16 protein-coding genes are annotated in these 14,761 nt (G+C 34.8%); 8 read left to right on the top strand and 8 right to left on the bottom strand.

All coding sequences use genetic code 11. The features are described from left to right. Positions 1-3 precede the first annotated feature (3 nt). From ES677_RS12700 to ES677_RS12680, 5 genes are all read left to right on the top strand, one after another. On the top strand, positions 4-1,080 hold the full coding sequence (locus tag ES677_RS12700) for an ABC transporter permease (RefSeq protein ID WP_148368276.1): 1,077 nt from the start codon (positions 4-6) through the stop codon (positions 1,078-1,080). 7 nt (positions 1,081-1,087) lie between these two features. Further along, entirely contained in the window at positions 1,088-1,837 is a 750-nt protein-coding gene (tpiA, locus tag ES677_RS12695) for a triose-phosphate isomerase (protein WP_148368275.1), read from the top strand. Between the two features lie 122 nt (positions 1,838-1,959). Beyond that, on the top strand, positions 1,960-2,796 hold the full coding sequence (prmA, locus tag ES677_RS12690) for a 50S ribosomal protein L11 methyltransferase (RefSeq protein ID WP_148381439.1): 837 nt from the start codon (positions 1,960-1,962) through the stop codon (positions 2,794-2,796). Positions 2,797-2,819: 23 nt separating this feature from the next. Then, on the top strand, positions 2,820-3,095 hold the full coding sequence (locus tag ES677_RS12685) for an ATP-dependent Clp protease adaptor ClpS (RefSeq protein WP_148368273.1): 276 nt from the start codon (positions 2,820-2,822) through the stop codon (positions 3,093-3,095). A 95-nt stretch (positions 3,096-3,190) separates the two neighbouring features. Next, positions 3,191-3,688: a peptide-methionine (S)-S-oxide reductase gene (locus ES677_RS12680; RefSeq protein ID WP_148368272.1), complete on the top strand. Its 498-nt coding sequence runs from the start codon at positions 3,191-3,193 to the stop codon at positions 3,686-3,688. Here ES677_RS12680 and ES677_RS12675 read toward each other — a convergent pair. From ES677_RS12675 to ES677_RS12640, 8 genes are all read right to left on the bottom strand, one after another. Then, positions 3,685-4,137 (bottom strand): Na(+)-translocating NADH-quinone reductase subunit F, encoded by a 453-nt coding sequence (locus ES677_RS12675; protein ID WP_148368271.1) that lies wholly within the window; start codon positions 4,135-4,137, stop codon positions 3,685-3,687. The two genes, ES677_RS12680 and ES677_RS12675, sit on opposite strands and share 4 nt — an antisense overlap. A gap of 205 nt (positions 4,138-4,342) precedes the next feature. Further along, positions 4,343-4,762: a hypothetical protein gene (locus tag ES677_RS12670; protein ID WP_148368270.1), complete on the bottom strand. Its 420-nt coding sequence runs from the start codon at positions 4,760-4,762 to the stop codon at positions 4,343-4,345. 12 nt (positions 4,763-4,774) lie between these two features. Further along, complete coding sequence (locus ES677_RS12665) at positions 4,775-5,194, bottom strand: GreA/GreB family elongation factor (RefSeq protein ID WP_148368269.1); 420 nt, start codon at positions 5,192-5,194, stop codon at positions 4,775-4,777. Positions 5,195-5,219: 25 nt separating this feature from the next. After that, on the bottom strand, positions 5,220-6,521 hold the full coding sequence (locus ES677_RS12660; protein ID WP_148381438.1) for a Glu/Leu/Phe/Val family dehydrogenase: 1,302 nt from the start codon (positions 6,519-6,521) through the stop codon (positions 5,220-5,222). A gap of 483 nt (positions 6,522-7,004) precedes the next feature. Next, positions 7,005-8,333 (bottom strand): sigma-54-dependent transcriptional regulator, encoded by a 1,329-nt coding sequence (locus ES677_RS12655; protein ID WP_148381437.1) that lies wholly within the window; start codon positions 8,331-8,333, stop codon positions 7,005-7,007. Between the two features lie 3 nt (positions 8,334-8,336). Beyond that, complete coding sequence (locus tag ES677_RS12650; RefSeq protein WP_148381436.1) at positions 8,337-9,413, bottom strand: sensor histidine kinase; 1,077 nt, start codon at positions 9,411-9,413, stop codon at positions 8,337-8,339. Positions 9,414-9,583: 170 nt separating this feature from the next. Then, complete coding sequence (locus ES677_RS12645; RefSeq protein ID WP_148381435.1) at positions 9,584-10,357, bottom strand: glucose 1-dehydrogenase; 774 nt, start codon at positions 10,355-10,357, stop codon at positions 9,584-9,586. Between the two features lie 29 nt (positions 10,358-10,386). Next, positions 10,387-11,199 carry an META domain-containing protein gene (locus ES677_RS12640; RefSeq protein ID WP_148381434.1) on the bottom strand — a complete coding sequence of 271 codons (813 nt, stop codon included), beginning with the start codon at positions 11,197-11,199 and terminating at the stop codon, positions 10,387-10,389. A 196-nt stretch (positions 11,200-11,395) separates the two neighbouring features. On the opposite strand from ES677_RS12640, the gene ES677_RS12635 reads away from it, so the two are divergent. The 3 genes from ES677_RS12635 (at position 11,396) to ES677_RS12620 (ending at position 14,759) form a co-directional block, all read left to right on the top strand. Further along, on the top strand, positions 11,396-11,734 hold the full coding sequence (locus tag ES677_RS12635) for a rhodanese-like domain-containing protein (protein ID WP_148368263.1): 339 nt from the start codon (positions 11,396-11,398) through the stop codon (positions 11,732-11,734). Positions 11,735-12,074: 340 nt separating this feature from the next. After that, a complete protein-coding gene (locus tag ES677_RS12625) occupies positions 12,075-13,106 on the top strand; it encodes a c-type heme family protein (RefSeq protein ID WP_148368262.1) in 1,032 nt (343 codons plus the stop codon). Positions 13,107-13,301: 195 nt separating this feature from the next. Further along, entirely contained in the window at positions 13,302-14,759 is a 1,458-nt protein-coding gene (locus tag ES677_RS12620) for an NAD(P)/FAD-dependent oxidoreductase (RefSeq protein ID WP_148368261.1), read from the top strand. Positions 14,760-14,761: the final 2 nt, after the last annotated feature.

Here is a 14,761-nt window from a genome sequence, read left to right as displayed (position 1 = left end):
TAATTGGTATCTTATTTTTTAAATAAAACATTTTATGCACTCCTTACTTTATTTGGAGTAGTGACCGTGATTTTTTTTCTGTTTAATGTTCTTCCTGGCGACCCAGCACAGATGATGTTGGGTCAAAATGAAGACAGTGAGCAATTGGCTATCGTTAAGCGAAAATATGGTTTCGATAAACCTATTAGTACGCAGTATTTTTATTACTTAAACGATGTGTCACCCATTTCGTTGCATTCCAACTCACCCGATGACTATACGTATTTGTCGCCAGATAAATATACAGCGGCACAACTGTTTACTCTAGGAGATATAACCACGGTTATAAAATTTCCGTATTTAAGAGAATCGTTTACCAAGCAAGGTAAAAAAGTAAGTCAGGTATTAGCGGAAACCTTACCCAATACGTTTGTATTGGCTATTTCGGCTATTATCATAGCTTTAGTTCTAGGGATTTTTTTAGGTGTTATTTCGGCCTTATATAAAAACACGTTTTTAGATAAAGTTATTCAAATTACGAGTACGATTGGTATGAGTGTACCGTCATTTTTTAGCGCTATTGTGTTTGCTTGGGTTTTTGGTTTCGTTTTACATAAATACACCAATTTAGAGATGACCGGTAGCTTATTAGAGCTTGACGATTATGGCGAGTCTATGCATATAAAATGGAAAAACTTAATTTTGCCAGCCATTGTTTTAGGAATTAGGCCCCTTGCCGTAGTTATACAATTAATGCGAAATTCGCTTCTAGAAGTCTTAAACCAAGATTATATCCGCACCGCGAGAGCCAAGGGATTAAGCGAGTTTCAAATTATTAAATCGCACGCCATTAAAAATGCAATGAACCCTGTGGTTACTGCTATTTCAGGTTGGTTTGCCTCAATGTTAGCTGGGGCTGTTTTTGTAGAATATATCTTTGGATGGAATGGTTTAGGAAAAGAAATAGTAAATGCGTTAAATACCTTAGATTTGCCAGTTATAATGGGCGCGGTATTAATCATCGCTTTACTCTTTATAATAATTAATATTTTTGTAGATATCATATACGCTTGGTTAGATCCCAAAGTAAAACTTCAATAACATAACGATGAGAAAACATATTGTAGCCGGAAACTGGAAAATGAATAACGATTTAGCACAATCAGTAGCTTTAATCTCAGATTTAAAAAGACAAAATCAAACCTCGACTGCAGAGGTTATGATTGCGCCAACATTTACTAACTTATGGCACACCACCGAAAACCTAAAAAGTAGCCCAATAGAGGTTATTGCTCAAAATATGCATTTCGCTAAAAACGGAGCATATACTGGAGAAGTAAGTGCCGAAATGTTAAAAAGTATTGGTGTTAATACCGTTATTCTAGGCCATAGCGAACGTCGTGCTTATTTTAATGAAACCGACGAGATGCTAGCAAAAAAAGTAGATACTGCACTAGAAAGTGAAATGCGTTTTATTTTCTGTTTTGGTGAAGAATTGTCCGACCGACAAGCGAATACCCAAGAAACGGTGGTCGCTAATCAAATAAAAAAAGCTTTATTTCACCTAAAAGCTTCCGCTTTTAAGAATATTGTTTTGGCTTACGAACCCGTTTGGGCTATTGGTACTGGCGAAACTGCGAGTCCAGATCAAGCGCAGGAGATGCACCAATTTATACGTAAAACGTTACGTGATACCTACGGCGACAGCGTGGCAAACGATATGTCTATTTTATATGGCGGTAGCGTAAAGCCGGCCAATGCTAAAGAGATATTTTCTAAGCCAGATGTCGATGGTGGTTTAATTGGAGGCGCCGCTTTAAAAGCCGAAGATTTTTACGCTATTGTTAATGCCTTTTAGAGCGTTAACATAAGGGGGAGGTTTTTACACCTCGCTTACGATAGTAATTTTAAAATTAATAAGGAAAGAGTAATCTTCCTCGCAAATGCAAGGAAAGTATTCACTAATAAAAGGGAAATTAAATGTCTAATACAATTTATATCGGGTATTATTTTACAGTAAAACCTATAGAATCTGCAGTCGAAATATTAATTGCCGAATTAGGCTATGCAGGCTTCGAAAGCTTTGTAGAAACCGAAACAGGGGTAACAGCCTACATTCAAAAAGAGGAGTGGCACGAGGATATTTTAAAAGATATTTTTGTCTTACAATCGGATGAGTTTGAGATTTCGTACACGCACGAAGATATAGAACCAGTAAATTGGAATGTAGAGTGGGAGAAAAATTTTAATCCTATCGTGGTAGACGATTTGTGTTCTGTGCGTGCACCATTTCATGCTAAGCCAGAGACGATATACGATATTATTATCGAGCCTAAGATGAGCTTTGGTACTGGGCACCACGAAACTACACATATGATGCTTCAGCACCTTTTAACGGCCGACGTTAAAGATAAAACGGTGTTGGATATGGGCTGCGGAACAGGAGTGTTAGCCATTTTGGCAGCCTTAAGAGGTGCTAAACAGATTGACGCTATCGATATAGATAACTGGTGTTATGTAAACAGTTTAGAGAATATAGAGCGTAATAATGTGCCACACGTAAACATCTACGAAGGCGATGCAAGCCTTTTAGATAACAAACATTACGATGTTATTATTGCGAATATAAATCGAAATATTTTATTAAACGATATCAAAATTTATGCGAATTGTCTGAATGAAAATGGAACATTATATCTCAGTGGTTTTTACGATATTGATAGTGCTAGTATTGAAAAAGAATGTAATAAAAATGGCCTAGTTTTTGAGTCTAAGTTAGAACGTAATAATTGGGTTGCGTTACAATTTAAAAATTAACACATTAGTACAAATAATTGATTATGAGTACAAAAGAAAAGGTTTTAGAGAAGATTAAAGTAGAAAAGCAAGAGAAAAAAGACAATGAGATTGTTTTGTATAATGACGAAGTAAATACTTTCGATTACGTTATAGATACGCTTATTTATGCTTGCGATCATACGCCAGAACAAGCAGAACAATGTTCTCTTTTAGTACATTATAAAGGACAATGTACAGTAAAAACGGGAGACCTTAAAGATTTAGAGCCGCGCTGCTCTAAACTATTGCAAGCCGGACTCAGCGCAGAAATAATATAACACACAAACTAAAAAAGCAGTAATTTTTAATTACTGCTTTTTTTTTACAGTAGATTATAAACTCTATAGTATCTAATAAAAAGTAGTTATTACAAATGACAAAGATTGCCTTTGGTGGCGGTTGCCACTGGTGCACAGAAGCGGTGTTTCAATCGTTGAAAGGTGTTACAAAAGTAGAACAAGGTTTTGTGGCTTCAGTAGGAGCGGAGACTGCTTTTTCTGAAGCCGTTATTGTTCATTTTAATCCCAAAGTAATGCCTTTAAATGTACTTACCGAAATTCACTTATTAACGCATAAAAGCACTTCCAATCATTCTATGCGTGAAAAATACCGATCGGCGGTTTATGTGTTTTCGGAGGAATACTATCAAGAAGTCTTGTTGATTTTGGCCACTTTGCAGCTTCAATTCAATGTACCAATTATTACAAAAACATTGTTTTTTGCGGGCTTTAAACCTTCAAAAGAAAAATTTAAAGATTACTATTATAACGATCCCGAAAAGCCTTTCTGTAAAGCGTTTATTACACCCAAGCTACAATTTCTCTTAAAAACATTTACGAATTATGTTATTCCTAGACATAGGGACAATTAGAATTGTAGTTCGTGTTTTGGTATGTTATTTTCCATTTCAAATAACTTAGAGAAATCCATAACATTAGGCATATTATCTAATTTGCAGAGCAAGGCAACGACCAAACAGAGTCCGTTAAATTGAAGATTTTTATCTTTAGGGTTGATTGGTTTATAAGATGTTTTTGTAAGGGGTAGCGCGTAACCACAGCCTTTTAAAAATGTCGCTTCAATATTTAGGAGCTCTATAGGCGTATAGCCGAACACCTTTCTTCCAAAATTCTGATTTAAAGTCCCTAAATAACTCAATTTTAAAGAGCCGTGACTTTCTGTGAGTAGTTTCCAAGTATCTGTGTTGTCGCAAATATTTCCTACAGCGCACTGGATACAGCAATCGGGGTGCAATTCCCCACTATGAAAAGCGTTATACAGTTTTGTTATGGCATGTTCTAATCGTTTTGGAGTTTTCATAACAGTTAATAATTTAAATAGAGTTACAGTAAAATGGCGTAAGTATTTAGTCCCTATTAAGTTATTAAAAATAATTCAATATGTCACGTTTTATTTTTTGAGGCCTAAAAATAAAAAAGCCACTCCTTTCGAAGTAGCTCTTTCACTATTATAATATCGCTTGGTGGTGTTAACTAATAAATTTTAATCAGTACTTTACAGATTGTTATTTATTGTTTTCCACCTCTGTATTAGCCTGAACTTTGCTAAAAAAATCATCTTTTATAGTTCTGTAACTATCTAAATGGACAAGATAACGTAAACGGTAACTTTCGTGCTCCGAGATATACACCATATCGCAGGCCATATCTTCGCACTCTTTTAAGTTAGCACGAGATAAAGAGTACTTTTCGAGGGCCATTTTAAGGACTTCGTTTTTAGCTTTCTTTTCTAAAAAACGTTCTAAAATAGACTCTTTATCTTCGGCTTCGTTTACTTGTTGTTTACATAAACCAATCAGATTATTTAATTCCTTCTCAATATATGTTATATGCGTAATCCAGTTTTCTAACTCAATCGTATTGATTTTGTGAGTCACTTCTAAATCATCATCGTGATTATATATTTCTGTGTTATTGGTATCCATATTTACTATTTTTTATAACAATACATCAATGCCGTTGCTACTTTCTACTTGTTCGACTGCTGTAATTGTAAAATGTTGCTTTCCAGTAGGGAAATCCCAAATTACAGGATCGCCCGTAGCATACCCAAATAAAGCAGCGCCCATTGGAGTAAGAATGGAAATTTTATTTTGTTTAAAATCGCGTTCACTAGGAATAACAATCTGAATTGTTTTTTCCCACCCTTGATCTGAAATTACCGATACTTTGCTATTAAACCTAATAACGTCTAATGGCATTTCGTCTTCGTTTAAAACACGGGCGTCTTTCAACTCCTCGTTTAATTTAATTATCGATTTCTGAATTTCCGAACTTTCCGAATATCCAGACACATTAAGAATACGTTTTAAATACACATACTCTTTTTTTTCTAAAATTAAATTTTCATACTTCATAATTAGGGTGCTATATAATTAACTATCATGGAAAAATTCCTCTTTGAATATATGCTTTCTCAATACGTTCTATTGCTATACAGTAAGCAGCAGTTCTCATATCCATAGATTTACTTTCAGAGTAAGCGTGTACTTTATTATAAGATTCTTTTAGTTTCTTATCAAGTTTAGCCATAACCTCGTCAAGCATCCATAATTCACCATTACGGTTTTGAAGCCATTCGAAATAACTACCTACGACACCTCCCGAATTACATAAAATATCTGGAATGATAGTGATACCACGATCTAAAAGAATTTTTTCTCCTTCTACGTTAGTTGGTCCATTTGCACCTTCAGCAATTAACATCGCTTTAATAGAATGTGCGTTTTTTTCTGTAATTTGGTTTCCTAAGGCAGCAGGAATACAAATATCGCACTCTACACTAAAGAATTCTTTACCATCTAGAACTTCTGTGTTAGGGAAATCTACTATACTACCGTCGTTTGCTTTGCTATAGTTAAATAAATCCGCTACTTTAATACCTTCTTGGTTTTGAATACTTCCAAAAGCATCTTGAACAGCGACTAGTTTAGCTCCTTCAATTTCTAAGAAATGAGAGGCCCAGTAACCCACATTACCAAAACCTTGAACGATGAATTTTTTACCATTAAGATCTATATTTTTGTTTTCTGCCCAGAATTTAATGGTTAAATACACACCGTAACCTGTTGCGCGATCTCTACCTTCTAATCCACCACTTCCTGCTGGTTTTCCAGTAACGACGTGTTGGTTTGCAGAACGTTCAGCTGGTGGTCTTGTACTCATATAAGTATCTGCCATCCAAGCCATAGTTTGGGCGTTAGTGTTAATATCTGGAGCAGGAATATCGTGTTCTGGTCCTATGTTATCTGCTAAAGCAAAAGTAAAACGTCTTGTAATACGCTCTAATTCGTTTTTAGAATATAATGAAGGATCTAATTGAATACCACCTTTACCACCACCGTAAGGTAAGCCAGCTAGAGAAGTTTTCCAAGTCATCCACATTGCTAGAGCTCTAGCAGCATCAATATCTACCGTAGGGTGGTAGCGTAAACCTCCTTTATAAGGTCCTAAAGCGTTATTGTGTTGCACTCTGTATCCAGTAAAAATTTCAACATCACCGTTGTCCATTTTTACAGGAAAGTGAACAATAATTTCGTTATTCGTAATACTTAAAATCTTACGAATGCTTGGGTGAAGGTTAATTTTGTCTGCAGCTGTATTAAACTGTTCCAAAACGTTCTCCATCATGCCTTTTTTTGCAGCGGGTTTTTTGTCTCCTTTCGCAGTTGTTGCTATTGTCATTGTTTTAAATTTATATTATTTTTTCAGTACTATTTTTATCAATAATCTAAGATAAGCCATTTAAATATAGATGTTTTATAATCTTATGCTTTTAACGCTTTTAATTACAAAATGTTAAGATGCCATTTTTGGGGCTACACTCATTTTAAATGCTACGCTACCGTATTTTTAATATCATAAGCCACTTCCTCATTCATTTCATCAAATTCACTACAAGAAAAAACAAGTTCTTTTAATGTTGTTAGAACACAGGCGTTAACGTGTAGGCAACTTTGACATAAGTTAATAGTGGTAACCTGCATAATGGTATTCGTGCTTTATTGTGTAGGTATGGGCAAGAGGCATACCACAAACACGTGAATAGGTAAAGTTTTGTTTAACTTATTGTTAGTGTGGTTATTAAGTAGTGAATAACGGGTGGTGCTTTTTTATAATGTGGTACAATTATACCCGGTTGCGTAAAAATGTACCGTATTTAAATCGTTATTCTGAAAGTTTTTGTCTGATGGTTTTTCTGTCTATTTGAAGGATTTTAGCAGCCTTTGTTTTGTTATTATTAGTCGCGTTTAACACCTTTTGTATGTATTGTTTTTCCATTTCCTTTAAAGACAAAAGCGCGCTAGTTGAAAAGTCTATATTATATTTTAAATGATTGGGAAGATGCGAGACCTCAATATTAGTATCGCACATAATAACGGCATGTTGTAAAATGTTTTCTAATTCTCTAATATTTCCTGGCCAATCGTGCCTTTGAAGGATTTCTAAAGCTTCAGGACTTATTTTAACATAACGGTCTTTGTATTCTATACCATATTTGAAAAGAAATTTATCGACTAACAACGGGATATCCTCTTTGCGTTCTCTTAGCGGCGCTACATTAATTTCAACGACCGTTAAACGGTAATACAAATCCTCTCTAAAAAGGTTTTTGTTAATCAGCTCTTTTAAGTCACTATTGGTAGCCGAAATAATTCTAACATCTATATCTTCCGTTTTTTGCGATCCCACTTTCATTACTTTTTTCTCTTGCAAAACGCGTAATAATCGCGATTGTACGGCTAGTGAAGCGTTGCCTATTTCATCTAAAAAAATAGTACCGCCATTTGAAGCCTGAAAAAAACCATTCCTATCGTTATCAGCTCCAGTAAAGGCCCCTTTAACGTAACCAAAAAGTTCAGATTCTAATAAGTTTTCTGGAATAGCGCCGCAATTAACAACAATAAAGGGCGCTCTAGAAAATTTGCCTTGATAATGAATAGCAAGTGCTACCAACTCTTTACCTGTGCCACTTTCTCCATTTATAAAAATAGTAGCTTTATTGTTTTTTACACGTTTTATAATTTCTATAACGGCGGTTATTTTTTGTGAAGCGCCAATTATTTCCCCATAAGATGTGTTCTCTTTGGGCGCTTCTTTTTGACTGATTTTTTGGAATGTTGGATTACTGGCTAACGATTTATCTACGGCCAATTTGAGTTCGTTTTTTGTAAATGGTTTAGTTAAATATTCTGCAACTCCAGATTTTATGGCACTTAGCGAGTCTTGGACAGAAGGATACCCGGTAACAATTAATTTTGGTAATTTAGGATAATGTTCCGACACAAATTTGATGAGTTCAAACCCATCAATTTCTGGCATTTTAAGATCGGTAATTAACAAATTAATGGTGTTATCTTTTAAAATATTAACGGCCTCGCGTACGGATATAGCTTTGTAAACGTGGTAACCCCAAGTGTGCAAATGGCGTTGCAAGAGCTCTAAAATATTGATATCGTCATCAACAATAAGTATGTTTTCTTTTTTTAAAACCATAATTTATAATTTCGGAATTTTAATAATAAAGACTGCTCCTTTTTTAAGATTGTTTTTAGCTACAATAGTCCCTTTGTGGCTTTTTACAATACCGTGTACCACACTAAGTCCCATTCCTGAACCTTCGCCAGTAGGTTTTGTGGTAAAAAAGGGTTGAAAGATTTTACCAATTGTATCTTTCGTAAATCCGTGACCTTCATCTTTAATGATAATCTTCATTTCCTTCTCTGTCTGGCTGGCTTTTATTGTAATTAAGCCTTTCTCGGGAGTGAAATAAATAGCGTTAATTAATAAGTTGAAAATAATTTGTGTTAACTGAATGGAATCTGCTCTTAATAATAGCTCCTCTTGTTCAATTTTTGCGATATACCGCAAATTTTTTTTCTTAAAAGACGGCTGAAGCAAATTAATAGCATTGTTTATTATAGGGACAATGTTTACTTTTTTCATTTCTTGAGGCATTTCGCAGGCAAAAAACATTAAGTTCTTAACCACTTCTCGAGAGAAAATAGCATTATTTATTATTTTTTGTAGATCGACTTTGGCGTTAGCATCCGTCATTTTTTCTTCCAATAATTCAGCAAATCCTAAAATATTAGCCAACGGTGTATTCAACTCGTGGGCAATGCCTGCGGTAAGTTCTCCCAAAATATTTAAACGGTCGGCACGTTCAATTCGACTATTTAATACTTCTTCATTTTTTTTTAAAGCGATACGCTCTAGAATATTTCCAATTTTAATGGCAACGTTATCTAAAAGCGCTTTTTCTTCAATTAAAAACTCCTCATCCGAATCTATTAAAAAGGCAGAAACCTGTCCGTTTGCTTCATTAAATATTCTAATAGAAACCGCAATTTTATTAGTACTCGTTAAAGGTCCTGTTTTTACGTAAAGATTTAATGTGTCGATTTCAATTTCTATGCGGCCAGGGAATTGAAATCCTTTTTTTAAGCAAATGGCAATGGCCTGTAGCGTATCTTCTATTTCTTTATAATTGGTATTCGATATTATCGACGATATTTCATAAAGACACGTTAGTTCTTTTATACGTTCTTTTAATTCTTCATTATCACGAGTCATTCTTAAATGTTTTAGGCATTACAAATTACACATCAAAATTATGAAAATAGTTTTTAATATGAAGGGTTTACGAGATCCTTCCGAAGTGTATAAAATGGGCAAAAAAAAACAGGTGCATCAAATAGTAATTTGAAAGCACCTGCTTGTATTCTTATTCTCAGATTTTAAATTTAGCTTAATGTTTGCTCACCGCCACCATTAACAAACAGAATCTGTCCACTTGTCCAGCTTGAAATTGGAGCTGCAAAATACAATGCCGCTCCTGCAATATCTTCCACTTCTCCTAATCGTTGTAACGGCGTGTGCTTAAGCATTACTTTTTCTATTTCTGGTGTTAAAACCGTACTTAAAGAGTGTGTACGAACAGCACCGGGGCCAATAGCGTTGATACGTATTTCTGGTCCGAAATCGAACGCTAAATTACGCGTCATATGGTTAATTGCAGCTTTAGACGAGGCATAAGCGCTAATGGCTTCACTTTTGTTAATGGAAGCCATAGACGACATATTAATAATGCTGCCGTAACCTGCTGTTTTCATATGTGGCGCAGCCAACTGGCACAAACGCCACATACTAAAAACATTCATGTCGTAAACGTGTTTAAATTGGTCTAGGGTAATCTCACTTGGGCTTTCTTTTCCGGCGCGACCGCCACCAACATTGTTGACTAGTATGTGAAGACCACCAAACTCGGCAACCGTTTTATCTATTAAATTTACTAGCGCATCGTCTTTAGTAACGTCGCAATCTACAGCAATGGCTGTACCGCCAGATTTATTAATGGCATCTGCTGTTTGTTGAGCAGCTTCTAAATTATAATCTGAAACGACAACATTAGCACCGTAAGCAGAAAGTACCTCGCAGCTTGCTTTACCAATACCTGCTGCAGCACCTGTAACAATTGCGGTTTTACCTTTTAAATCGAAAAATTTTGAAGTATCCATAATGTGTTTTTTTATTAAATTAGTATTTTTTAAAAATATATCGCTTCAAAAACAGCCAAAGAAATTTTATCTCCGCTATTTAAGATTAAAGTATCGCCAGTAATGGTATAGTTATTTGCGGTATTGAAAACGCTTAATACGTCGGTTTCATTAACGGCGACGTCTTGACACATTTTTAGAGTTGTTGCTAAGTGCTTAAAGCTAATTTTGTTTCCCTTTTCTAGAGTATAGCTTCCTGAGAATGTGTTGCAACCGGCAAAACCTTGAATACGGTGTTCTTCTGTTTTAAGTGTAAAATAGATTTCACGTTCTTGATTTTCTGCCATTACAACGGCTTTACCTTGTAGTGTTTTAAGTTTCCAGTATTTTTCTGTTATGGGGTTATGTACTATTTTAGAGGATGTAAAAACGGCTAAAACGGCTTTTTTTGTTGTTTCAAGCGTTAAAGTGTCTCCAGAAAGTGTGAAATTATGTGCTAAATTGAAAACTTTAAATAAATGCGACGCGTTAATAATAGCATCGGGACACGCCTTACGGGTTGACGCTAACGGTGAAAATGAAATGATTCCATTATCTGTAACCGTATAGGTTCCTTTAAAGAAATTACAACCAGAATATCCTGTAATGGTATTGTCTGTGCCGTTTAGAGTAAAGCTAATTTTATCCCCGTTTAATTGGGATTGCTCTATAATTTTGTCTTCTAGTTTAGACAACTCCCACGAGGTTTCGGTGAGCGTTGTGCTCTCTTTTTCTGTCAACATATTTTCGTGAGACTGTTTTGTCGAGTTACAGCTAAATGCCGTAAAAGCGATGACTGCTATTACTATTAATTTTATTTTCATAGTTATCATTTGTTTTTGTAGTAACAAATATATAATTAGTTCGCAACATAGCGAACCAATCTACTTTAAAGTATTGTTAAAACTTATAAGCTCTAATGCCTGTAGTTTTCCAAGTGTAACTTAGGTTACGAACTAGAAGTAATGAATAGTATAAATTTATAATCTATAAATAATTATATAAAAACACATTTAGTTTATGTCATTTTTTAAAACACTATTCGGTTCCAAAACAGTTGAAAGCGACGTTATTAAGGTACTTTCTTCTTATGACTTTAGAGCGCAAACAGAAAACAAAAACATTCAATTAATAGATGTTAGAACTCCTAATGAATTTAAATCAGGACATATAAAAGGCGCTAAAAATATAGATTTCTTTTCCGGAAAATTTTCTGCAGAGTTTATTAAACTTAATACAGATTCACCTGTTTACGTATATTGTAGGAGCGGAAGTAGAAGCAAGCAAGCTTCAGTAAAAATTGAAGCGATGGGGTTTACCCAAGTGTACGATCTTAAAGGAGGAATAACAAATTACTAAATAAAGCAAAAAATGAGAACATCACTACTAGTATAAAATTTAAAATGTGGTGGTTGAGCGAATACAATAACTATAAAACTGTCTGATATTAAAACGATTTCGTATATTGATATTGTAATCGACTAGAGTAAAGTATTCTTTAATTACCTAAAAGACGAAGATGCTTTAGTAATAATAGAGACGCTTAAAATTCTAGGCTATCCATCTATAGAAAACAATAATAGTTTGAGCTCTAAAGCGAAGTCGTTTGTGAGTTGTGCGACTGGCAATTTTTTGAATCTAATATAGATTATTCGCGCTATTTGATAAATCTCTATTTTCAATAACAAACAGAAATAATATGAAAAAATATATCATTATTACAGCCTTTATAGCGTTATTTTTAGGTTGTAAAGATTCTAAAAAAGAAGAACTTACTGTTTTTGAAAAACAAATGGAAGCCGAAAATCATCCGGGTAAAAAGTTAATGGAAACCAATTGCTACGTATGCCATAGTCCGTCGGCGAGCCAAAAAGATAGAGTTGGTCCCCCAATGATTGCTATTAAAAGGCACTATTTATCGCCTGAAACTACAAAAGAAGATTTTACTAAAGCGCTACAAGCTTGGATTAAAAATCCTAACGAAAAGGAGGCTAAAATGTTCGGTGCCGTTAAGCGATTTGGCGTGATGCCAAAACAAGTATTCCCTGAGGAAACTATTAAGCAGATAGCAGAGTATATGTATGATTTTGATATCGATGTGCCAGAATGGTTTCAAGAGCATTTTAAAGGTGAAAAAAAAGGAAACAAATCAAGAAATGAAGGCGGTAGAAATAGAGAAGGGAAAAGAATGCAGGCAAACGACCAAAAGCCTTCAAAACACAAATTAAAAGAGAATTTTGATACGTTACCTTATGGAGAACGAGGTTTAAAATATGCTTTAGCGACCAAAGCGGTTTTGGGAAAGAATTTAATGGGAACTATCCAACGCAAAGGAACTATTGAAGCTCTAGCATTTTGCAATGAACAAGCCTATCCATTAACCGATAGTATGTCTGTAGTATATAATGCGAGTATTAAACGCGTCTCTGATAAACCAAGAAATGAAAAAAACAGAACTCGAGGCAAGGAATTAGAGTATATAAATGCGTTTAAAAACGATATAAAGAATCATAAAGAACCGGTGCCCATTGTTGCCGAGCTTGAAAATTCGATACAAGTGTTTTATCCTATTACTACAAACGTTATGTGTTTACAATGCCACGGAAAACCCACTGATGATATAAAAACGCCAATACTAAAAAAAATAAGAGAGCTATACCCCAATGATAAGGCTATTGGTTATGGAGTAAATGAAGTTAGAGGTCTTTGGAATGTTACTTTCGATAAGTAATTCATATAAAAGAATGTTTACTAATTACAATTAATACTTTTAGCGTTGTTATGCCGTTTTAGTCCATCACTCTGCCGCTTTTATACTTAATATTTTGGTTGTTGGAGTTCTATATAAACGGAATTAAGTACTTGTGTAACAAAAGTAGCTGTGTATTACACTAATTATAAGTATATTTAGTTAAAATAAACTACTATGTCTAAAATCGTTATTTTGGGAGCCGGAATTTCTGGTCACGTTGCCGCTTCACATTTAAGAAGAAAATTATCTAAAAACCATAAAGTTGTCGTGGTTTCTCCCAACAGTAATTACCAGTGGATACCCTCTAATATTTGGGTAGGAATTGGTAGAATGAAATCTGAAAAAATTCTATTTCCTTTAGCACCTTTGTACAAAAAGAAGGGTATTGGCTTTAAACAAGCAAAAGCAATTTCGTTTTTTCCTGAAGGAGATAAACACGAACACAAACCGTATGTGTTATCGGAATTTGTAGTGGGAGATAAGAAAGGGCAACAAGAAAAAGTGACTTACGATTATTTAATTAATGCAACGGGACCAAAGCTAAATTTTGAAGGAACGGAAGGTTTAATTCCAGGAAAAAACAAGGCGTATTCTGTTTGCACCTATACACACGCAGACCACGCTTGGGAAGCTTTAAACGCCTTAATTCAAGATATGAAAAAAGGTAAAAAAGCCAAAATATTAATTGGTACGGGGCACGCAAAATCTACCTGTCAAGGTGCCGCGTTCGAGTATATTCTAAATGTTGAACACGAATTACATCGCCATAATGTTCGTGATATGGCTGAGATTACTTGGATTGCAAACGAATATAAATTAGGCGATTTTGGGATGGATGGTATGCTTTTAAGTTATGGAAGTATGACAATGAAATCGAATGAGCTCGTAGAAATGATATTTGAAGATAGAGGTATTAAATGGATAACAGGAGCAGCAGTTAATAAAATTGAAGAGGGTATAGCCCATTACGAGAATCTTGATGGAGAATATAAAACGGAATCTTACGATTTTGCAATGCTTATTCCTTCTTTTTCGGGTCACGGTTTTAAGGCTTATGATAAAAATGAGAATGATATTACCGAAAAATTATTTAAAGGTTTTATGATTGTTGATGCAGATTATACTCAAAAACCTTACGAAGAATGGTCTGTAAAAGATTGGCCAGAAACATATCAAAATCCCAATTATAAAAATATTTTTGCTCCTGGAATTGCTTTTGCACCACCTCATTCCATTTCAAAACCAAGAATCAGTAAAAATGGAACAGATATAACACCCGCTCCACCAAGAACAGGAATGCCTTCTGGTATAACGGCAAAATTGGTTGCAGAAAACATTATAGATTCTATTAAAAACGGAAAAGAATCTTTACATAATAAAGGCTCTATGGGAAATATGGGAGCGGCTTGTATTGCTTCTGCAGGTTTCGGTATAATGAAGGGAAGTGGCGTTAGTATTACTACGTTTCCAATTGTGCCAGATTACGAGAAATACCCAAAAACTCAAGGTAGACACTTAGGCAAAACCTTCGGAGATATAGGTCTTGCAGGACACTGGTTAAAGTTAGCGTTACATTATGCGTTTATCTACAAAGCTAAAATGCGCCCATTTTGGTGGTTGATTCCTGAATAGGA

The organism is Bizionia gelidisalsuginis (assembly GCF_008086185.1).
Classification (GTDB): Bacteria; Bacteroidota; Bacteroidia; order Flavobacteriales; family Flavobacteriaceae; genus Bizionia; species Bizionia saleffrena.
This window is presented reverse-complemented; position numbering and strand designations above follow the sequence as displayed.

Coding starts and splice junctions, on each gene's coding strand:
- ES677_RS12645 (WP_148381435.1), bottom strand. CDS start 10,357: ATGGATACTTCAAAATTTTTCGATTTAAAAGGTAAAACCGCAATTGTT.
- ES677_RS12635 (WP_148368263.1), top strand. CDS start 11,396: ATGTCATTTTTTAAAACACTATTCGGTTCCAAAACAGTTGAAAGCGAC.
- ES677_RS12625 (WP_148368262.1), top strand. CDS start 12,075: ATGAAAAAATATATCATTATTACAGCCTTTATAGCGTTATTTTTAGGT.
- ES677_RS12665 (WP_148368269.1), bottom strand. CDS start 5,194: ATGAAGTATGAAAATTTAATTTTAGAAAAAAAAGAGTATGTGTATTTA.
- ES677_RS12660 (WP_148381438.1), bottom strand. CDS start 6,521: ATGACAATAGCAACAACTGCGAAAGGAGACAAAAAACCCGCTGCAAAA.
- ES677_RS12655 (WP_148381437.1), bottom strand. CDS start 8,333: ATGGTTTTAAAAAAAGAAAACATACTTATTGTTGATGACGATATCAAT.
- ES677_RS12650 (WP_148381436.1), bottom strand. CDS start 9,413: ATGACTCGTGATAATGAAGAATTAAAAGAACGTATAAAAGAACTAACG.
- prmA (WP_148381439.1), top strand. CDS start 1,960: ATGTCTAATACAATTTATATCGGGTATTATTTTACAGTAAAACCTATA.
- ES677_RS12675 (WP_148368271.1), bottom strand. CDS start 4,137: ATGAAAACTCCAAAACGATTAGAACATGCCATAACAAAACTGTATAAC.
- tpiA (WP_148368275.1), top strand. CDS start 1,088: ATGAGAAAACATATTGTAGCCGGAAACTGGAAAATGAATAACGATTTA.
- ES677_RS12670 (WP_148368270.1), bottom strand. CDS start 4,762: ATGGATACCAATAACACAGAAATATATAATCACGATGATGATTTAGAA.
- ES677_RS12680 (WP_148368272.1), top strand. CDS start 3,191: ATGACAAAGATTGCCTTTGGTGGCGGTTGCCACTGGTGCACAGAAGCG.
- ES677_RS12640 (WP_148381434.1), bottom strand. CDS start 11,199: ATGAAAATAAAATTAATAGTAATAGCAGTCATCGCTTTTACGGCATTT.
- ES677_RS12685 (WP_148368273.1), top strand. CDS start 2,820: ATGAGTACAAAAGAAAAGGTTTTAGAGAAGATTAAAGTAGAAAAGCAA.
- ES677_RS12620 (WP_148368261.1), top strand. CDS start 13,302: ATGTCTAAAATCGTTATTTTGGGAGCCGGAATTTCTGGTCACGTTGCC.